Below are 20,400 nucleotides of genomic sequence, written 5' to 3'. Positions count from 1 at the left end.
CTTTATCTCTCCTGCTGCGCCGGTTCTTCCTCCCGGAAGTAGGACGCAACATTCTGCTTTGCGGTTTTCAGTTTGAGCAGTTCTTCCTTGGCTTCCTTGTACTGCTCGTAGAACTTTGCCTTTTCGGATGCCAGCTGCGCATACTCGGCTTCCAGCTTTTTCGGGCTGGGCAGCTTTGTGATGCTGTTTGCCTTGAAATAGGCTGCTGCCGCCCGGTACGCTGTCAGCTCTGCACGGTGCTGCTCCTCAAAGGCTGCGGGTCGCTTGGCGGTCTTTAGCTGCTGTGCGACATTCTTGGTGCTGGTGTAGGCTGCGATGTGATAGCGCAGCTCATTGTTGGTTTTCATGCGACCTTCGAGGTCTTTCACCACCGCCAGCGAGTCGTGATACTTGGTTTCCAGTTCGGTGATGCGCTGGTTCAGAGCGTCCTCGTCGGTCAAGCCCTTTTCCTGCAGAAGCTTCACGGTCTGTGCCATAACTTTGAGATTGTGTTTCGTGAGCCAACGCTTATAGCCAATGCCTTTGCCCTCGGTCATCCTCGACTGGATGTCGATCAGTTTCCCGATGGTATCCTGCTTGGACTGTACCTTGGGTTTGCGTTCGGCGTTTGCCTGCAATGTGGCAAGCACTGCCGTCTTATCGAACTTGTCCCCGAGATGTTTCGCGCGGATGAACTTCGTTCTGCCAGCGGGCAGATAGCTCAGACACCCACGGCTTTCCTTGACGGCAATACCATACTTCTGCATGAGCCTGTCAGAAAATTCTTCAAAGCTCGTGGCACGGTACAATACAGACGAAATCTGTCTCCGTAAAGTATCCTTCACAGTTTCAAACTTCTTCTGCCGGGGCTGCTGTCCAGTTGCGGTGAGGGCTGCGTTCTCACGGTCAAGTTTCAACTGGCCGCGTCTGCGCACCCAATACTCGGCTTCGCTCACGCGCTCTTTCGAGCCGTTGAGCAGGTCGATCTGGTACAGTCCAGCACCTTCGCACAACTCCATGACCTCGACACGCAAGTGCCGCATGGTCTGGGCAGTGCTGGAGTGCTTCATGCCCTCTAGCCAGTCACGGGGCTTCTGCATATAGGGCTTGCGTTCCACCTCGCGCATTCGGATGCTGCCGATCACGATGTGGACATGGATGTTCCCCGAATGGTTGTGCCCATCCGGGTGGGTGCAGACGATGGCAGGATGACCGGGGAAGTTTTCTTCGCAGAATTTCAGGCCAAGTGCCTGTGCCTTTTCCATGGTCAGCCCGTTGTCGGCTGCATCTCTTGGGTCAAAGCTGATGATATACTGGTGGCTTTTGATATCACCATGCTGGGTGTTCTTGCCGTACTTGCGGTTTGCCAGCAGACAGGCAGTTGCAAACGAGAAATCGCCACACTCAAGGGTGTCCAGAATGTACGATTCTCGCAGCATGGGTCTGCCATGTTCGTCCAAAAGTTGCTTCCCGGTGAACGCATCGTGCTGGTAAACGAGGTACGCTTCGATGGCGGTGTAGGCCGAGTTCTTAGAGGCGATATGCTTGAGCGTTGCCATACAGTTCACCCAGAACTTTCTCGGCGTGGAGCCGGAATGCAGTCAGGTCTGCAAGTTCGTCAAGGATTTTCGCCCGGATCTGCGCGGTGTCTGCACCGCCGGAATTGAAGTGCCTTGCAAGCTGGTTGAGGTTGGTGCCCACCTTGCTGCACTGGGCAAGCAGGGTGGAAACAGCGGTCAGGGTTTCTTCTCCGCCACCTGCAACGATGACCGCTTTCTCGATCTTGACGTTGTGGATGGCACGGCGGATAAAAGTGGAGAGGGAGAGATTCAGGAGTTTGCAAGTGAGTTCCAGTGACGCTTTTTCCTCCGCTGTCACACGGAACTTGATGACGTGCGTTTTGTTGTTCGGCGTGTCGTGGTGCTTGGAATTGCTAGGGGTCGGTTGAACATTCGTTTTGGTCATTGTACCTCCTGTCTGTTCGATAACTCCTCGGTGAAGTTATGTAAGCACGACACGCCGTTGCTGTTCGCACCGTCAGGTGCGAACCATGAGCAGGGTTTGGGGTGGGACCGCGTTTGCGAAGCGCAGCGCAGCAATGAAAGCCCCAGTGGGGCTTTTAAGCGGCAGCGCGGTCTGCGACAGCAGATGGAGGGGCGTTGCCCCGACAAGCGCTACCCCAACAAGATCACTTCGGAAATGCAGGTGCATTGAAGAAGTGAAGTCCCGATGGAGCACAACATTTTCAAGAATTGAAAATTTGTGGCCACGGGACGGTTCTTGCCCTCTACCGCTGCGCTCAAAATCGTTTCCGGGTAATTGTTTCCGAATTGTTAAGACGCAAAAAAATAAGTAGAGGTTGTGCTGCTCATGGATGGGAATCACCGTTCGCTCCGAACGAAGTTCCTGCCCCTGTTTGTGCAGCGGCGTTGACGGAAAGTCTGTATCACGTCCGGTCGGCTCATGAAATTTTCAAGGTGCGTTTCCCATAAAAGAAAAATACCGCCCATGCAGCATAGCGATGGATTTTGTCGGGTGAATCGGCGGCAAAATGAATCGGATGTGTTGCGGGGCGGTAGATCTTTCAGGGATAATCCACGGTGAGGCAGTGTTCAAAATGAACACAACCACATCTTGTGGATGGGTTTGGACCAATCCACAAAATCAGTGGAATTTACAAGGAAAATACCACGGTATGTTGAATACGTCAAGAGGATTTTGAAAATTTATTGCGGTAAAGCGGGAAAAGTATGACGCATCTTGCGAGTATAGGAAAAATTGACTGGGTATTGGTCTGTATTCCTGTTCAAGGGATGGGCACAGGCAAATCTGATGATAGCAAGGCGACAACGATTTTTGTGCAAAAACATCATTGAGCACTATATGACTGTGCCTTTTTCAAAACAGAAAACCGCCCACGCAGCGCAGCGATGATTTTGTCGGGTGAATCGGCGGCAAAATGAATCGGGTGTGTTGCGGGGCGGTTTTCTTCTTTTGGGGAGGCTCTATGGATACGGCAATCAGCCTAAACTACTTCATTTACCTTCTTTTTCGCTGTTTACAATGGCCTGCACCTTGGTGGGCAGACCGTAGATGCTGATGAAACCGGTGGCATCGCTCTGCTTGTAGTCACCGCCTGCGGCAAAGGTGGCGATGTCTTCCCGGTAGAGGGAGTAGGGCGACCAGACTCCTGCATTGATGAGGTTGCCCTTATACAGTTCCAGACGGACTTTGCCGGTGACGTACTCCTGCGTGGAGGTGACGAAAGCACTCAGAGCCTTGCGCAGAGGGCTGAACCACTGGCCGTCGTAAACCAGCTCGCCAAAGGTGATGGCCAGCTCGCGCTTCTTGTGGGCAGTCAGCTTGTCCAATGTCAGGGTCTCCAGCACTTCATGCGCCTTGTACAGAATGGTGCCGCCGGGGGTCTCGTAGACGCCGCGGCTCTTCATGCCCACCAGACGGTTCTCCACCATGTCGTACAGGCCGATGCCGTTGCGTCCGCCAATCTCGTTGAGCTTTGCAATGATGGCGGCGGGCTTCAGCTTCTCGCCGTTCAGAGCCACCGGCACGCCCTGTTCAAATTCCAGCTCCACAAACTCGGACTTGTCCGGGGCAGTCTTGGGGCTGACGCCCAGCTCAAGGAAGCCGGGTTTGTCGTACTGCGGCTCGTTGCCCGGATCTTCGAGGTCAAGGCCCTCATGGCTCAGATGCCACAGGTTCTTGTCCTTGGAGTAGTTCGTCTCGCGGCTGATCTTCAGCGGGATGTGATGAGCCTCGGCGTAGTCGATCTCTTCATCGCGGCTCTGGATATCCCACTCACGCCACGGGGTGATGATCTTCAGGTCGGGTGCAAAGTGCATGATGGCCAGCTCAAAGCGCACCTGATCGTTGCCCTTACCGGTGCTGCCGTGGCAGACCGCATCCGCACCCTCGGCACGGGCAATCTCCACGACGCGCTTTGCCAAAATCGGGCGGGCAAAGCTGGTGCCCAGCAGATAGCCCTCATAATCGGCTCCGGCCTGCATGGTAGGGATGACGTAGTCCTCCACGAACTCGTCGGTCAGGTCTTCGATGTACAGCTTGGATGCGCCACTTGCCTTCGCACGCTCCTCCAAACCGTCCAGCTCACCCTTCTGTCCCACATTGCCGCACACGGCAATGACTTCGCAGTTGTTATAGTGCTCTTTCAGCCACGGGATGATGATGGACGTATCCAGACCGCCGGAATATGCCAGCACGACCTTTTTGACCTCAGACATAGGAACTGCCTCCGTTCAAACCAACTTTATATACTTTTCTATTTCCCTCGTGCAATTTCAAGATTGCAGTGTCATTATACAGGCACTTAGAAAATGTGTAAAAAGTATTCTGCATATAGCGGCGATATAAAAGCAGTATTTCACAGCAGGACTTTCTGAACCTATAATAACAGTTGGAAATAAACAGAAAGAGGGTCTTTTTGATGGCTACGATATTTCCAAGAGAAGAAAAAGCAGAGGCACTGTTCGGGGAGATCCTGAAAAATCCGGAAGCCTGCCGCCGTCTGATGGATACCTTCAACGATTCGCTGGACATGGCAGACGTACTGGATGCGCCGACGCTGAGTGCACAACAGTTTGCTGCGGCATTATTCGATGCCTACGAGAACAAGGATCTGTCTGCATTTCTGATGGCGCTCTGTCAGCACAGTATGTTTGATCTGCTGCGGAATGCGGCATTGATCCCCTTTAAGTTCAATGCGGACGGCCAGCCGAACCCGGTGATTCTGACGGATGATGCCGGCGTTCTTTTGCCGGACAATAAGTTTGCAGTCAATAAAAAGCTATATGATCGGTTTGTCCGGGTGTTCCAGAAGCAGGAAAAGGTGAAAATGTACCTTGCCAGCGGCTACTGCAAGTATCACGGCTACGACGAAGGCTCTATGGATGTGGTGGAGTACCACTATAACCAGCATCTGGGGCTGCTGCTGATTTACGAACTGCCGGACACCGTAAAGCAGAAGGTGACCGAAGCCGAAGCCTATTCCACCGTCTGGGACATCCAGATGAAGCTGCAGCACGCACTGCCCCGTTCCGTGGTCTACTATGGACAGGACACGCTGAAGGACGGCGGCACCCGCTACGATGAACTGGGCGTTTTTCTGCCGCTGGAGCACTTTGCTGACCGGCTGGAACGCCATGTAGAAACGGCTACCAAGATCGTTTACGGGGAGTAAGCTCTCCTACAAACGAACTCCCTTTATAAGTGCATCACACAGCAAAACAAAACGCAGCGAACCTTCTGACGGCTCGCTGCGTTTTGCATTATAGAGGGGAGAATGGAAGGCATTGCACCTCAGGTGCAATAACGGAATGTCTTATCGGTGATGATGCGGGCAAAGATCAGACCCAGCGGCAGCGCCACGATGATGAGGATGGCGTTTGCAAACCATGTGGCAGAATCCGTCAGGGACAGGATGCCCAGATTATAGATGGCGCGGTAGAAATACAGCCCCGGCACCATGATAACAATGGACGGAACCGTGACAGAGATGCGGGGATAACCTGCGGCGCTCTTCAGGCAGGATGCCAGCAGGCCGGCCAGCAATGCGCCCAGAAACGCCGCTACGGCAGGCGGGAACCCTGCAAGGCTTACCAGCTCCAGCCGGAACGTGTTCGTCACCGCACCGATGAGCGCGGCGCAGACTGCCAGATTCCGGGGGCTGTTGAACATCAGCGAAAAGCCGAACACACCGCCAAAGCTCGTCAGCAGCCGGAACAGGATCTCTTCCGGGAGCGTCAGGCTCAAAGCCGGGAACTGCACCGGCTGCAAATGCAGCAGCAGTGCCATGATCCATGCCGTCATGGTCGCCACCAGAATGATAAGGACGGCGTAAGCCAGACGCTCCAGCCCGGAGCGCATATCCAGCTTGGCAAGGTCGATGCCGCTGGTGATGAACGGAAAGCCCGGAATGATGAAGAGCATGGAGCAGATATATCCCGCCTCGTGCTGCGCCGATACGGCAAACAGCACCTCGGCCAGCTTCAGCAGGACGGCATACACGAGGCTCGCCGAACAGACCGAAGCTGTGATGCCCAGAAACAGAGTGAAGTGGTGCTTTGTCAACTTGCACCGTACAAAGTTGCCGATGCCCGCGCCACAGAAGGCACATAGCATCTCAACGATGCCGCCGCCCAGCAGAAAGGTGAAGCAGCCGCAGGCCAGTGCGGCTGCAAAGCCCAGCGCAACCGGCGAATACAAGCCGTGGATACGCTCGATCTCGTCGAGGTGGCTGTGCAGTTCTTCGCCGGTCATAAATTTGCCCTCCCGGTCGAAGTCGCTGACGAAATGCTCCAGCCGGTTCAAGCGGGAGGTGTTCACGCCCGTGTTTGTCAGACAGAGCGACTGGGTATAACACTGGTCGCCATCAAAGCAGGTGAACTCAATGGACAACAGGCCGATATCTGCTGTCGTTGTGACACCCAGCTCCCGCGAAAGGGTGTTCATGGAGCTTCGGACGCGCCATGCGCCGGTGCCGCATTCCAGCAGCATCAGCCCGGTGCGGCCAATGACGGAGGCTTTTTCCACAAGTCCCGCCTCGGTAATGGGGTTGCCCTTACTGGCGGACGCATAATCGTGCCAGTAGACTTCCATGTGATTTTTGATGATCTCGCTTTGCCGCTGTCCCATACCGGAAAGCCTCCTTTTTGATATGGGAATGTTGCAGTCCTTTAAGACTGCGGTGCTATTATAAGGGAAATTGCAGGATGGGTAAAACGTATCTTGAATATGCCGACAATATTCGGTTGGTATTGCAAACAAGAAAAGACATTGCGTTTTTGTCCGTTCTGCGATAGGATGATAAAAAAGCCATCGGGAGGAATCCGCTATGACCTTACAGCAGCTTCGTTACGCTACCGCTGTAGCCGACACCGGCACCATCAGCCGGGCGGCACAGCAGTTTTTCATCGCACAGCCCAGCCTGACCAATGCCATCCGGGAGTTGGAACAGGAAGTTGGACTGACTATTTTTCACCGCACCAATCGGGGTGTGGCTCTGACCCCGGAGGGAGAGGAGTTTCTGGGATATGCCCGGCAGGTGCTGGCCCAGATGGAACTCATCGAGGAAAAATATCTCGGCTCAGCTCCGGTCAAGCATCAGTTCTGCGTGTCGGCCCAACACTATTCCTTTGCCGTGGAAGCCTTTGTGGAGTTGCTGAAAGAATACGGCGGAGAGGAATATGATTTCCGCATTCGGGAGACGCAGACCTATGAGATCATTGAGGATGTTGCAAAGCTGCGCAGTGAGGTGGGCGTACTCTATTTGAACAACGACAATGAAACCGTTCTGCGCAAGGTCATCCGGGAACACGATTTGACTTTCACGCCGCTCTTCACCGCAAAGCCCCATGTGTTCGTCAGTGCATCTAGCCCGTTGGCGCAGAAAAAGGCTTTGACACTGGACGATTTGAAGCCCTACCCACGCCTTTCCTATGAGCAGGGGGAGCACAATGCGTTCTATTTTTCGGAGGAGATTTTGAGCACTCTGGACAGCAAAAAGGACATTCTGGTGCGTGACCGCGCAACACTGTTCAATCTGCTGATCGGTCTGGATGGTTATACCATTTGCAGCGGCGTCATCAGCGAAACACTCAACGGTCCGAACATCCGTGCCGTGCCGCTGTTGGTAGATGATTCCATGCAAATCGGCTATCTGACCCACAAACAGGTGCAGCCCGGACGATTCGGAAAACAGTATATTGAGATTCTGAAAAAGTATACGGAGCAAGTATAGCTTCAAGCTATGTCAAACCGTCTGCATTTCGTATTTTACACAAATCAACTCCTGCGGTATACTGTTGCCATCAAGCAACGAGTACTGAAAATTGACGTATAGAGAGGGTTTTACGATATGGCAGAGTTGAAATCACCGTTCCGTTATGACTTTGTGGGCAGCTTCCTGCGCCCCCAGCACTTGAAAGAGGCACGTGCCCAGTTCAAGGCTGGCGAGATCGACCATGCTGCGCTGACCGCGGTGGAAAATGAGGAAATCACCCGCCTCATCGAGAAGCAGAAGCGTGCTGGTTATCACGCCATCACCGATGGCGAGTTCCGCCGCAGCTACTGGCATCTGGACTTCATGTGGGGCTTCCACGGCATTGAGGAAGTGGAACTGGATCACGGCTACTTCTTCCACGGTGAGGAGACTACCCACGGTTCCATTAAAGTGAGTGGTAAGATCAGCGGTGAGAACCACCCTTTTGTAGAGCACTACAAATTTGTTAAGCAGTTTGAGGATGAGAATTGCATCGCCCGCCAAACTATGCCTGCCCCGGCGCAGCTGCTGGCCGAACTGTACCGCGAGGACAACGGTAAAAACACGGATACTGTTTACCCTGACCACGAACAGCTGATTCAGGATATTGCTGTCGCCTACCGCACCGTCATTCAGGAGTTGTATGCCGCTGGCTGCCGCAATATCCAGTTTGACGACTGCACATGGGGCATGATCGGAGACCCGAATTACCAGAACTTCCTCAAGGAGAGCAATACCAAAGTGGAGGATGTAGCCGCAGAGTACCTGCGTCTGAACAATTTGGCACTGGAAAACCGCCCGGAGGGTCTGACGATCACCACTCATGTCTGCCGTGGCAACTATCATTCCACTTGGGCCAGCGAGGGCGATTACTTCACCGTTGCTCCCTTCCTGCTGGCACAGGAAAATGTGGATGCGTTCTATCTGGAATTTGACGATGCGCGTTCCGGCAGCTTTGAGCCGCTGAAGTATGTGGCCGATGGCAAAAAAGTGGTGCTGGGTCTTGTCACCACCAAATCTCCCCGACTGGAAAATAAGGATACCGTCATCGCCCGCATTCATGAGGCAGAGAAGTACATTCCTCTCGACCGTCTCTGCCTCAGCCCGCAGTGCGGCTTTGCATCCTGTGAGATCGGCAATAAGCTGACCGAGCTGGAACAGTGGAACAAGCTCAAACTGGTCAAGGAAATCGCCGAGACCGTCTGGGGTAAATAAGAAGTATGACCGGCAGTTCTTAGAAAACAGAGAACTGCCGGTTTTTAATATAAATTCATCTTGCAATCTTCCGCAAAATATGATATATAGATTATACGAAACATTGCTTTGAAAGAACGCTCCACCGTTCAATGATGTATAAATAGGAGGTGTCCGCCATGACCGCCGTGATCTACGCCCGTTATTCCAGCGACAATCAGCGTGAAGAATCCATCGAAGGTCAGATTCGTGAATGCACCGCCTATGCCGAAAAGAACGGCATCACCATCGTCAAGCATTACATTGACCGTGCGATCTCTGCCAAGACGGATAACCGCCCGGAGTTCCAGCAGATGATCAAGGACAGCGACAAGAAGCTGTTTGATATCGTTCTGGTCTGGAAGCTGGATCGTTTTGCCCGGAACCGCTATGACAGCGCCCGGTACAAGACCCAGTTGAAGAAAAACGGTGTCAAGCTCATGTCTGCCACCGAGATCATCTCCGAAGGCCCGGAGGGCATCATTCTGGAATCCGTCCTTGAAGGCTATGCCGAGTATTATTCGGCAGACCTTGCCGAGAAGGTCGTGCGTGGACAGACTGAGAACATCCTGAAAGGCCGCTGCAACGGTGGCCGTGGAACCTTTGGGTATACGCTGGATTCCGAGCGGAAGTTTCACATTGACCCTCTCATCTCTCCTTTTGTACTGGAATCGTTCAAGAAGTACAATGAAGGCTCCACCATGAAGGAGATCCGTGATTGGCTGAACGAAAACGGCATCAAGAACCCGGTGGGCGGTGCATTTACTTATAATAGTGTCGAACATATGCTCAAGAACCGGCGGTACATTGGAGAACTGAAATTCCGGGATGTGGTCGTACCGGATGCCATCCCGCCCATTATTCCGCTGGAACTGTTTGAGGATGTGCAGGAGAAGATCGCCAAAAACAAGAAAGCCCCTGCCCGTAGAAAGGCAGAGGATGACTACCTGCTCACCACCAAGCTGTTCTGCGGCTACTGTGGGGCGTTGATGTTTGGCGAAAGCGGCACGAGCCGGACTGGTGAAGTCCACCGTTATTATAAATGTGCCACTGCCAAGAAGCATAAAGGCTGCAAAAAAAAGACCGTCCGTAAACAGTGGCTGGAAGATCTGGTGGTCAACCAGACCATGCAGCTTGTCAAGGACGATGCCGCCATGGAATCCATCATTGCCAAGGTGATGGAACTGCAAAATAAGGAAAACACCAACATTCCCCTCTATGAGAAGCAGCTTCGGGATGCGGAATCGGGTATCCAGAATATGCTCAATGCGATTCAGGCCGGTATCCTGACCAGCTCCACCAAGGAACGGTTGGAGCAGCTGGAGGAAACCAAGCGTGAGCTTGAAGCCCGCATTGCAGAAGAAAAGCTGGCGAAGCCGAAAGTCACGGAGGAGTTCATTCGTTTTTGGTTGCTGCGGTTCCGCAAGCTGGACATGAGCCTGAAAGACCAGCGGCAGGCACTGGTGGACACCTTCATCAATGCGATTTACCTGTATGATGATAAGGTTTTGATAACCTTCAACTATAAAGAAGGAACACAGACCGTCACCTTTGGAGAAGCGACAGAAGTTGCAACCGAGGGAAATGGTTCGGATTTGGATTGCTTTACTGCACCACAAGGAAGACAGCTTTTGATAGCTGTCTTTTTTGTTTTATACAGTAGTTTCCCTTTAGCTGCAACAGCGGATAAGAGGACTTGAACAGCACGGCCCCACCGCAGGCGGGGCAACAAAAGCCCCAGTGGGGCTTTTGTTAGTGCGCGGTTCCCAACCTGTAGGAATGTCTACCGGGAGGCAGACTGCCCACTGTCTTTTTTGTTTTACACAGCAGTTTCCCTTTAGCTGCAACCGCGGATACTGCTCGTAGAATTTCGCCTTTTCGGATGCCAGCTGCGCATACTCGGTTTCCGATTTCTTCGGGCTGGGCAGCTTGGTGATGTCGTTTGCCTTGAAATAGGCTGCTGCCGCTCGGTATACTGTCAGCTCTGCACGGTGCTGCTCCTCAAAGGCTGCGGAGCAATCTTTTTGGTATTTCTATAAATAATAATCAAGAGGGCGACAGCTTTTGTTGTCACCCTCTTGATTATTATTTATTGTTCCCACGTTTTGGCTTTTTGTCGGACATTTATAATTTGGAGCTGGTATAAAATGCTGGGAATTGCAGAAACCAATGAAAAAATACCCAAGACAATAGAATGCTTGATAATGGCAAACAGTGCAAATAGGAGCAGCAGGAATAGCCATGGATTACGCAAATTGCGGTAGTATTTTTCTTTATCGGCATAAGAAGTATGAAGTTCAAAAGGCTTTCCGTCGTTTGATTTTTCTACAATCAATAGTTCCCTGTTAAAAGTTGTTGCGTTTGTTGCAATACAACCGCCCATTTCCGCCCATGGACGCAATCGAACTTTTCCGACAGAATAGTTTAGATTGATATTCTTGAAAAATACCTTGTAGCCCATATCCTCCAAAAAATCAGCGTAGTCCGTTGCATTCTCTTTTGATTTTTCTCCGATAAACTCTACACAATAGGTCACTTCATCAGGACTGCATTCTTCAAATTCATAGAGCACCCTCCCTGTCCGGACAAGTCGATAGCCTTTTTCGGACATTTTGTTTAACCATTTTGCCTGTGCATTTAGCAATCCACCAAAGAAGCGATAACATTTTTTACTCATACTGCACCTCCAATAATTTCACTTGCAATGCTTACAAGTTCGTTTAGTCTTGCAAGCTCTTTTTCTGCAATTTCTTTTCCCTGTGCTGTAATGTGGTATTCTTTTTTTCTTCCCTCACTATCGCCATAAGGTTCAATCCACTTCTTGTCCTGCAAAGAGTTTAATGCTCCATATAAAGTGCCTGCGCCTAGGGAAAGCCGTCCGTTTGTTTTTTCTTCAATCCTCAAAAATCAGATAGAGCGCCGCCAACACAATGCTGCTGACCAGACACATCACTACCGCGTTGCCGACGCTCCGCTTTGCCTTGGGGACTTCGTTCTGCCCGAGGCTGATGCTGACGAGGGCGCAGCAACCGTCACCAATCATCACGGCGATGGCCAGAGCCACCACCGTCAGGGGGAACACAACGGTGTTGGCGGCGTTGCCGTAGGAGCCCAGATAGCAGGCGTTTGCAATAAAGATCTGGTCCACGATGTTGTACAGCGCACCCACCAGCAGCGAAATAATGCACGGGATCGCATACTTTTGCATCAGCTTGCCGATGCGCTCCGTGCCAAGGAATTGATTGGAACTTTCCATGGGATTCACCTTACCTTTCCATTTTGGGGCAAAAAAAAAACAACGAGCAGCCCTCATGCAACCGGTTTTACGCATGAGTGCTACTCGTTGTACGAAATTATTATAGCCCGCCTGCCGGGAATTTGCAAAGGCAGTTTTGCACAAGAATTACACTGGGCATTCTGCGCAGATTGCACGAGGCAAACTTTGTGGAAGATGCCCTTTGAAGCCCGCCAACCTACCGTGGTACAATAAAGTAAAGAGTAAAATTACGCTGGAAAGTCTGTTTTTGCAGCCTTTCCATACAAGGGAAAGAGGCAAGGTGATTTTTACCAATAAATGCAAGGGCTCTTTTTGTGAAGAATGAGACGGGGACGATCCTGTTCATTGGAATGAAGAGACTTCTTCTTGCGGCGATATCCTATCGACACCACCGACATCCGGGCGAAACCACGCCGGAGCAGGCCCACGAGATTGGTCGGCAGCTTGCAGATGAAGTCCTGCAAGGCAAATATGATGCCAAGCAGGATCGTAATGCGGAGGCCGCTGTTCTTTCAGAACAGCACAAAGGAAAAATTATGAAAATGCAGTAAAGGTTATCCCATGGTCACCTGCACCTCTACCACAGCGCCTTCTGGTGCCAGCGGCAGCAGGCTGCCCTCAATGGGCTTGCCATCCACAGCGACGCTCTTCACACCGTACTGGACTGCAGCGGTATTATCCACTGCAATGTGATAGGTTGCGCCCCGGTAGCGGCGGGTAACGGTGAAGCCGCCCAGCGTGTGTGGGATACAGGGGTCTACCTTCAGGCCGTCCAACGTGGGCTGGATGCCAAGGATATACTGGCTCACATTGAAGAAGGTCCATGCGGCAGTGCCGGTCAGCCAGCTGTTCTTTGCTTCGCCAAAGGTGGGGGCATCCTTACCGGCCACCATCTGGCTGTAAACATAGGGTTCGGTGCGGTGGATCTCGGAAATATCCTCGATGTAGGCCGGGCATGTCTTGCGGTACACCTCAAAGGCCCGGTCGCCATGCCCCAGAACGGCTTCGGCACAGCTGATCCACGGATTGTTGTGGCAGAAGATACCGGCGTTCTCCTTGTATCCCGGAGGATAGCTGGAAATTTCGCCCAGATTGAGCTGATAACTGGTGTATGCAGGTTGGTGCAGAACCACACCGTACTTGGTATCCAGCCGTTCCTCTACGCTCTTCAATGCCTGCGCGGCCTGACCGGTCTCCTTGCCAATGCCAGCCATGACGCACATGCCCTGCGGCTCAATGAAGATCTGGCCCTCGGTGCACTCCTTGCTGCCAACAGGCTTGCCAAAAGCATCGTAGGCGCGGCGGAACCATGCGCCGTCCCAGCCAGAGGTCAGGGCCGCCTGTTCCACGCCGTCCACGGCCTTGCGGGCCGCAGCGGCTTCATCGGCAAGGTTCAGGTGGTCGCACAGTTCGGCGTACTCGTGGCCGTACTTGACGAACATGCCCGCAATGAACACGCTTTCGGCCACAGGGCCTTCGCTGGGACCGGTGATCTGGAAGCTCTCGCCCGGGTGCTCCGAGAAACAGTTCAGGTTCAGGCAGTCGTTCCAGTCGGCGCGGCCAATGAGCGGCAGGCCGTGGGGGCCAAGGTGGGTGACGGTAAAGTTGAAGCTGCGGCGCAGATGCTCCATCAGGCTCTGTGCCTTGCTGGCATCATTATCAAAGGGCACCTGCTCGTCCAGAATAGACCAGTCGCCAGTCTCGCGCAGATAGGCGGCAGTGCCGGCAATGAGCCACAGCGGGTCATCGTTGAAGCCGGTGCCGATATCGCGGTTGCCTTTCTTGGTCAGGGGCTGGTACTGGTGGTAGGCGCTGCCATCCTCAAACTGGGTGGCGGCGATATCCAGAATGCGCTCCCGTGCGCGGGACGGAATGATGTGTACAAAGCCCAGCAGATCCTGACAGCTGTCGCGGAAGCCCATGCCGCGGCCGGTCCCGCTTTCAAAGTAGCTGGCCGAGCGGCTCATATTGAAGGTGACCATACACTGATACTGGTGCCAGATGTTCACCATACGGTTCAGCTTTTCCTCGCCGGATTCCAGATGGTAGGTGGAGAGCAGAGCTTCCCAGTGGTCGGCCAGCGCCTTGCGGGCCGCGTCCACCTGTGCATCGGTGGCATAGCGTGCGATCATGGCATGAGCACGCTCCTTGTTGATGACACCGGGAGCCGTGAACTTTTCTTCCTGTGGGTTCTCGATGTAGCCCAGACCGAAGAGGATCTTCTTTTCCTCACCCGGTGCAAGGGTGACATGGATGTGCAGCGCGCCCACCGGTGCCCAGCCGTGGGCAATGCTGCCGGAGCAGTGCCCGGCGCGGACGGCCTGCGGGTCTGCAGGGCCGCCATACACACCGCAGAAGGCATCGCGGGTGGTATCAAAGCTGGTAACGGGCGTATTGCTCCAGAATACCGCATAGTGATTGCGGCGCTCACGGTATTCCGTCTTATGGTAGATGATGGCCGGCTCCACCTCCACCTCGCCGGTGGAGAAGTTGCGCTGGAAGTTGGAGCTGTCGTCAATGGCATCCCACAGGCAGAACTCCACATAGCTGAACACATCCAGCTCTTTTGTGGCATTCGTCTTATTTTTCAAAGTCAGGCGGTCCAGCTCACAGGCATCGCCGGTGGGCACGAACAGCTCCTGCGCAGCGGAAACACCGTTCTTCTCACCCTCCAGAATGGTATAGCCCAGACCGTGGCGGCAGGCGTAGCTGTCCAGCTCTGTCTTGGTGGGCTGCCAGCCGGGGTTCCAGACGGTATCGCCATCCTTGATGTAAATGTGGTGGCCGTCCATATCCAGCGGGGAACTGTTATAGCGGTAGCGGGTCAGGCGGCGCATCCGCGCATCGCGGTAAAAGCTGTAGCCGCCCGCCGTATTTGAGACAAGACTGAAGAAATCCTCGCTGCCAAGGTAGTTGATCCAGGGCAGAGGCGTGCGCGGGGTGGTGATGACATATTCTTTGCGTGCGTCATCAAAATGGCCGAATTTCATAAATGCTTCCTCCTTATCAGCTGCCGGTAGCCCCGGCGGCATCGCTTTTGCGAAAACGATTAAGACAGACGATCAAAGCATTCTCTTTGCTTCTAGCATAGCCCAAGCAGGCCAAAAAAGCAAGAGGATTTTCTAAAAAATTTCTGAAAGTATCTTTCATAAATACGCATGTTTCCATGATTTTCAGAAAATTCATTTCAATCACGCTTTTTGTGCTTCCTGTAAGCGAAAACGTTGAAACACAATTTATAGGTAATATTATATACGGCGAAAATCATAACGAAACCGCAACGAAAATCTTTTGATTTTAACCGAAATGTAACGAAATCCATTCAAGGTGCACAATTTCGGTTCTTCAGAAACGAACAAAACGCCAAAATTGAGTCAAAAGCAATGAAAGTTATTCTTTTGAGCTTGATTTTTCGTACAAAATACGCTATTATGAAATTGCGAAAACGATTAAGGGCTTGATGGAGAGCATCCCCCGTAAAACGTTCTTCGGAAGGAGGCAAACGAGCGATGCCGTCCCTGAAAGATCTGGCAAAGGAATGCGGCGTATCGGTGGCAACGGTCAGCAAGGCACTGAACGACCAGCCGGATATCTCGCCTGCCACACGAGAACGGGTGCGGGCCGCAGCGCACCGTATGGGCTACATGCCAAACGCCGCCGCCCGTTCCTTGAAAACAAACCGTACTTACAATCTGGGCGTTCTGTTCGTGGATGAACGGCAGAGCGGCCTGACCCACGAATACTTTTCCGCCGTGCTGGACAGCTTCAAGGTGGAAGCCGAGAAACACGGTTACGACATCACCTTTATCAACCACAATATCAGCGGCAAGAGCATGAGCTACCTTGAGCACTGCCGCTACCGCAATGTGGACGGTGTGGTGATCGCCTGCGTGAACTTCTACGAGCCGCAGGTGGTGGAGCTGGTGAACAGCGAGGTGCCGGTGGTCACGATCGATCATGTGTTCAATAACCGCATGGCGATCCTCTCGGATAACGTTTTCGGCCTGAAGGCACTGGTGCGGCAGGCATGGGCCTGCGGCCACCGCCGCATCGCCTTTATCCACGGCGAAAAGACCGCCGTTACCGAGAACCGCGTTGCAGGTTTCTATCAAGCCTGCGAAGAGCTTGGCCTGAAGATCCCGGAAGCTTATGTGCGGGAGGGCATCTACCATGATGTTGACCGCTGTGCCGCCGAGACCAAAGCGCTGCTGGAGCTTCCGCAGCCGCCCACCTGCATCATCTTCCCGGACGATTTCTCCGCGCTGGGCGGCTACAACGCCATCAGCGAAAAAAGGCTTTCGATCCCGGAGGATGTTTCGGTGATGGGCTACGACGGCATCTACCTCTCGCGGGTGGTCAAGCCTCAGCTGGTGACTTACCAGCAGAACACCGCCGCGCTGGGCCGCACGGCTGCCGACAAGCTCATTGAGCTGATCGAGCATCCAAGAGTGACCCTGCCCGAACAGATCCGCGTTTCCGGCAAATTGCTGGACGGCGGGTCGGTCAGCATTCTTTAATATGTCTCCAAAGGCTCTTGCTACGGAACCTTTTATGAAGAAAACTTTTGCAAATAATGGAAAACCATGAAGGAGGTTTACCCTTATGAAAAAGATCTCTCGCCGTAATTTCCTGCTCGCTTCCGGTGCCGTGACCATTGGTGCAGCTCTGGCTGCCTGCGGCGGTTCTTCCGCTTCCACCAGCACCGCTTCTTCTGCTCCGGCTTCCTCTGCTGCTTCCGCTGCTCCCGCAGCAGGCGGCAAGGTGCTGAACATCTGGTGCTGGAACGATGAGTTCCAGAGCCGCTTCAACGACTACTATCCGGAAGTTTCCGAGATCGCAGCCGACAAGTCCACCACCACCCTGAAGGATGGCACCGTTGTGAAGTGGACCATCAATGCCAACGAGAACAACAACTATCAGAACAAGCTGGACGAAGCCCTGCTGAGTCAGGACAGCGCTGCTGATGACGACAAGATCGACATCTTCCTGATCGAGGCTGACTATGCTCTGAAGTATGTGGATTCCGATTACGTTCTGGATGTCAAGGCAGACATCGGTCTGACCGATGACGATCTGGCTGGCCAGTACCAGTACACCAAGGACATCGTTACTGTGGACGGCAGCCAGCGCGGCACCACCTGGCAGGCAACTCCCGGTCTGTTTGCATACCGCCGCAGCATTGCCAAGGATGTTCTGGGCACCGATGATCCCGCCGAAGTGCAGACCTACCTGTCCGACTGGGATAAGTTCAATGATGTAGCTACACAGGCAGCCGCCAAGGGCTACAAGATGCTGTCCGGCTTTGATGATGCATACCGCACCTTCTCCAACAACGTGGCAGCTCCGTGGGTCACCGGCACTACCGTTACCGTTGATGAGAACATTATGAAGTGGGTCGATCAGACCAAGGAGTACACCGATAAGGGCTATAACAACAAGTCCAGCCTGTGGGACAGCCAGTGGGCAGCCGATCAGGGTCCCACCGGTAAGGTGTTCGGCTTCTTCTACTCCACTTGGGGCATCAACTTCACCCTGCTGGGCAACTCGCTGGAGACTCCTGTCGCTGAGGGCGGCAAGGAAGAAGTTGGCAACGGTATCTACGGCGACTACGCTGTGTGCGAAGGCCCTCAGCCCTACTACTGGGGCGGCACCTGGATCTGCGGCGCAGCCGGCAGCGACAACATCGAGACCATTAAGGATGTTATGCAGAAGCTGACCTGCGATGAAGCCATCATGAAGCAGATCACCATGGATACGCAGGACTACACCAACAACGAGAAGGCTATGAACGAGATCGCAAACAGCGATTACAGCTCCGCTTTCCTGGGCGGCCAGAACCACATCGCTCTGTTTGCAGAGGCTGCAACCAAGATCGATATGTCCAACGCCGGTCCGTACGATCAGGGCCTGAATGAGAGCTTCCAGAATGCGTTCAAGGATTACTTTACCGGCAACGTGGACGAAGATACCGCAAAGGCAAACTTCGAGACCTCTATCAAGGAGAAGTATCCTGAGCTGACCGACGTGGTGTGGCCCGCATAATAGCAGCCGACCCTAAAACGGAAAAGTGAATACGCAGGGGCGGGCCGGACGCTGTTCCCGCCCGCCCCTGTTCTTTCCGCAAATTTATCAGGAGGCGATCCTTATGGGAGAAAAGAAAAAGAAAGGGTCGATCAGCTACGCGAAATGGGGCTACATCTTCATTGCGCCGTTCTTCATCATCTTCGCGGTATTCCAGCTGATCCCTCTGGCATCCACCATTTACTACAGCTTTTTTGAATATTACCGCAGCGGCCTGAAGATCATTGGCCCGAACTTTGTAGGCCTGAAAAACTACATTACCCTGTTCGCAACCGATCTGCCCAAGTACTTTGGCAACACGCTGATCCTGTGGATCATCGGCTTTATCCCGCAGATCGCCATTTCCCTGTTGCTGGCAGCATGGTTCACCGATCTGCGCCTGAAGCTGAAGGGCCAGACCTTCTTCAAAACGGTCATCTACATGCCCAACCTGATCATGGCCTCCGCCTTTGCAATGCTGTTCTTCGCGCTGTTCTCGGACAACGGCCCGGTGAACGCCGTGCTGCAGAGCATGGGCTGGATCGATGCACCCATCAGCTTTTTGAACACCGTGTGGGGCAACCGCGGGCTGATCGGCCTGATGAACTTCCTGATGTGGTTCGGCAACACCACCATCATGCTGATGGCGGCCATCATGGGCGTGGATCCCACCCTGTACGAAGCGGCTGAACTGGACGGCTGCACCCCGAACCAGATGTTCTGGAAGATCACCATTCCGCTGATCCGTCCCATCCTTGTTTACGTCATGATCACCTCCATGATCGGCGGCCTGCAGATGTTCGATGTGCCGCAGATTTTGACCAACGGCAAGGGCGGCCCGGACCGCACCTCCACCACCATGATCATGTACCTGAACAACCACCTGTTCAGCAAGAACTACGGCATGGCCGGTGCTGTATCCGTGGTGCTGTTCCTCGTGTGCGCAGTGCTGTGCGTTGTGGTCTACTTCTCCCTTACCAAGGAGGATGACGGCCTGACCCGCGCCCAGCGCAAAGAACTGAACGCCGCCAAAAAGGCAGCAAAAGGAGGGAAATGATTATGGCACACACTCCTAGAAATCAATCGGAAAAAGCAACACTGGCTGCACGCCGCGCATGGTGTTATCTGGTGCTGGTGTTCATCAGCTTTTTGTGCCTGTTCTTCTTCTATGTGCTGGTGATCAACTCTACCCGCACCCACTTCGAGATTCAGAAAGGCTTCTCGCTGCTGCCGGGCAAATCGCTCATTACCAACTTCCAGAACGTGCTGGCCGATGCTAACATCCCTGTCATCACCGGCATCCGCAACAGCCTGATCGTCTCCGCTTGCTCGGCGGCGTTCAGCGTGTACTTTTCGGCCCTGACGGCCTACGGCATCTACGCCTATAACTTCAAATTCAAAAAGGCCGCGTTCGCCATTATCCTGCTGATCATGACCATGCCCACGCAGGTGTCCGCTCTGGGCTTTTTACAGCTCATCACCAAGATGGGCCTGAAGAACAGCTTTATCCCGCTGATCCTGCCCAGCATTGCAGCGCCCACCGTGTTCTTCTTCATGAAGCAGTATCTGGACGCTTCCCTTCCCATGGAGATTGTAGAGGCTGCCCGCATCGACGGTGCAGGCGAGTTCTACACCTTCAACAAGATCGTGCTGCCCATTATGAAGCCCGCTCTGGCAGTGCAGGCCATTTTCTCCTTCGTGGCCAGCTGGAACAACTACTTCATTCCCGCTCTGGTGCTGGACAGCGCCGACAAAAAGACCCTGCCCATCCTGATTGCACAGCTGCGCAGTGCAGACTTCCTCAAGTTTGATATGGGCAAGGTTTACATGATGGTGGCTATCGCCATTCTGCCCGTCATCATCGTGTACCTGCTGCTTTCCAAGTTCATCGTCCGCGGTGTTGCTTTGGGCGGCGTGAAAGGCTGACGGCATTTTGCCGCAAACGACAAAAGGGTCCCGGAGAAAATTCCGGGACCCTTTTGCTGTGTTTAGGATATAAGGAATTTTTGGAAGAGATCAGGAGAAAAAACAAGGCATACACATTCTGTCGGAGTTT

At 53.4% G+C, this 20,400-nt stretch carries 17 protein-coding genes and 1 pseudogene; 9 read left to right on the top strand and 9 right to left on the bottom strand.

From position 1 onward, the window contains the following. Positions 1-2 precede the first annotated feature (2 nt). The 3 genes from MTP41_RS10865 to MTP41_RS10855 form a co-directional block, all read right to left on the bottom strand. Positions 3-1,538 carry a relaxase/mobilization nuclease domain-containing protein gene (locus MTP41_RS10865; protein WP_249235511.1) on the bottom strand — a complete coding sequence of 512 codons (1,536 nt, stop codon included), beginning with the start codon at positions 1,536-1,538 and terminating at the stop codon, positions 3-5. Then, on the bottom strand, positions 1,510-1,944 hold the full coding sequence (locus MTP41_RS10860) for a plasmid mobilization protein (RefSeq protein WP_249235510.1): 435 nt from the start codon (positions 1,942-1,944) through the stop codon (positions 1,510-1,512). The genes MTP41_RS10865 and MTP41_RS10860 overlap by 29 nt, the downstream gene beginning before the upstream one ends. Before the next feature lie 1,070 nt (positions 1,945-3,014). Further along, entirely contained in the window at positions 3,015-4,238 is a 1,224-nt protein-coding gene (locus MTP41_RS10855; protein ID WP_249235509.1) for an argininosuccinate synthase, read from the bottom strand. A gap of 203 nt (positions 4,239-4,441) precedes the next feature. Between MTP41_RS10855 and MTP41_RS10850 the strand changes: the two genes are divergently transcribed. Next, positions 4,442-5,194: a DUF4866 domain-containing protein gene (locus MTP41_RS10850; RefSeq protein WP_118553935.1), complete on the top strand. Its 753-nt coding sequence runs from the start codon at positions 4,442-4,444 to the stop codon at positions 5,192-5,194. A 119-nt stretch (positions 5,195-5,313) separates the two neighbouring features. On the opposite strand, the gene MTP41_RS10845 is transcribed toward MTP41_RS10850, so the two are convergent. Continuing rightward, positions 5,314-6,648 carry a threonine/serine ThrE exporter family protein gene (locus MTP41_RS10845; protein WP_118553936.1) on the bottom strand — a complete coding sequence of 445 codons (1,335 nt, stop codon included), beginning with the start codon at positions 6,646-6,648 and terminating at the stop codon, positions 5,314-5,316. 199 nt (positions 6,649-6,847) lie between these two features. On the opposite strand from MTP41_RS10845, the gene MTP41_RS10840 reads away from it, so the two are divergent. From MTP41_RS10840 to MTP41_RS10830, 3 genes are all read left to right on the top strand, one after another. Continuing rightward, the gene (locus MTP41_RS10840) at positions 6,848-7,753 is read left to right on the top strand and encodes a LysR family transcriptional regulator (RefSeq protein ID WP_112092015.1); all 906 of its coding nucleotides are present in this window, start codon (positions 6,848-6,850) and stop codon (positions 7,751-7,753) included. Between the two features lie 117 nt (positions 7,754-7,870). Beyond that, positions 7,871-8,989, top strand: a complete 1,119-nt coding sequence (locus tag MTP41_RS10835; protein ID WP_112092016.1) for a 5-methyltetrahydropteroyltriglutamate--homocysteine S-methyltransferase — start codon at positions 7,871-7,873, stop codon at positions 8,987-8,989. A 158-nt stretch (positions 8,990-9,147) separates the two neighbouring features. After that, the gene (locus MTP41_RS10830) at positions 9,148-10,707 is read left to right on the top strand and encodes a recombinase family protein (RefSeq protein WP_249235508.1); all 1,560 of its coding nucleotides are present in this window, start codon (positions 9,148-9,150) and stop codon (positions 10,705-10,707) included. Positions 10,708-11,096: 389 nt separating this feature from the next. Here the strand turns inward: MTP41_RS10830 and MTP41_RS10825 are convergent, their stop codons facing one another. The 3 genes and pseudogenes from MTP41_RS10825 to MTP41_RS10815 all read right to left on the bottom strand — a co-directional run. Then, positions 11,097-11,684, bottom strand: coding sequence for a DUF2812 domain-containing protein (locus MTP41_RS10825; RefSeq protein WP_118529304.1), 588 nt, complete (start codon positions 11,682-11,684; stop codon positions 11,097-11,099). Continuing rightward, a complete protein-coding gene (locus tag MTP41_RS10820; RefSeq protein WP_207653487.1) occupies positions 11,681-11,911 on the bottom strand; it encodes a PadR family transcriptional regulator in 231 nt (76 codons plus the stop codon). Before MTP41_RS10820 ends, MTP41_RS10825 begins: the two co-directional genes overlap by 4 nt. After that, a pseudogene (locus MTP41_RS10815) lies at positions 11,904-12,263 on the bottom strand (MATE family efflux transporter); the annotation flags it as partial. The gene MTP41_RS10820 and the pseudogene MTP41_RS10815, both read right to left, overlap by 8 nt. 335 nt (positions 12,264-12,598) lie before the next feature. Between MTP41_RS10815 and MTP41_RS10810 the strand changes: the two are divergent. Then, positions 12,599-12,835, top strand: coding sequence for a hypothetical protein (locus tag MTP41_RS10810; protein WP_249235507.1), 237 nt, complete (start codon positions 12,599-12,601; stop codon positions 12,833-12,835). Positions 12,836-12,838: 3 nt separating this feature from the next. Here the strand turns inward: MTP41_RS10810 and MTP41_RS10805 are convergent, their stop codons facing one another. Both MTP41_RS10805 and MTP41_RS10800 read right to left on the bottom strand, forming a co-directional pair. Next, on the bottom strand, positions 12,839-15,274 hold the full coding sequence (locus MTP41_RS10805) for a GH36-type glycosyl hydrolase domain-containing protein (RefSeq protein WP_097776693.1): 2,436 nt from the start codon (positions 15,272-15,274) through the stop codon (positions 12,839-12,841). Between the two features lie 16 nt (positions 15,275-15,290). Then, a complete protein-coding gene (locus MTP41_RS10800) occupies positions 15,291-15,479 on the bottom strand; it encodes a hypothetical protein (protein ID WP_005942300.1) in 189 nt (62 codons plus the stop codon). 314 nt (positions 15,480-15,793) lie between these two features. On the opposite strand from MTP41_RS10800, the gene MTP41_RS10795 reads away from it, so the two are divergent. The 4 genes from MTP41_RS10795 (at position 15,794) to MTP41_RS10780 (ending at position 20,270) form a co-directional block, all read left to right on the top strand. Then, the gene (locus MTP41_RS10795; protein ID WP_249235506.1) at positions 15,794-16,801 is read left to right on the top strand and encodes a LacI family DNA-binding transcriptional regulator; all 1,008 of its coding nucleotides are present in this window, start codon (positions 15,794-15,796) and stop codon (positions 16,799-16,801) included. Positions 16,802-16,886: 85 nt separating this feature from the next. After that, positions 16,887-18,326 (top strand): twin-arginine translocation signal domain-containing protein, encoded by a 1,440-nt coding sequence (locus MTP41_RS10790; RefSeq protein WP_120020977.1) that lies wholly within the window; start codon positions 16,887-16,889, stop codon positions 18,324-18,326. A gap of 103 nt (positions 18,327-18,429) precedes the next feature. Then, positions 18,430-19,401, top strand: a complete 972-nt coding sequence (locus tag MTP41_RS10785) for a carbohydrate ABC transporter permease (protein ID WP_097774019.1) — start codon at positions 18,430-18,432, stop codon at positions 19,399-19,401. A 2-nt stretch (positions 19,402-19,403) separates the two neighbouring features. Next, positions 19,404-20,270, top strand: a complete 867-nt coding sequence (locus MTP41_RS10780) for a carbohydrate ABC transporter permease (RefSeq protein ID WP_249235505.1) — start codon at positions 19,404-19,406, stop codon at positions 20,268-20,270. Positions 20,271-20,400 lie beyond the last annotated feature (130 nt).

Origin of the sequence: Faecalibacterium sp. I4-3-84 (assembly GCF_023347255.1) — a bacterium.
In the GTDB taxonomy this organism is placed as follows: Bacteria; Bacillota; Clostridia; order Oscillospirales; family Ruminococcaceae; genus Faecalibacterium; species Faecalibacterium taiwanense.
This window is presented reverse-complemented; position numbering and strand designations above follow the sequence as displayed.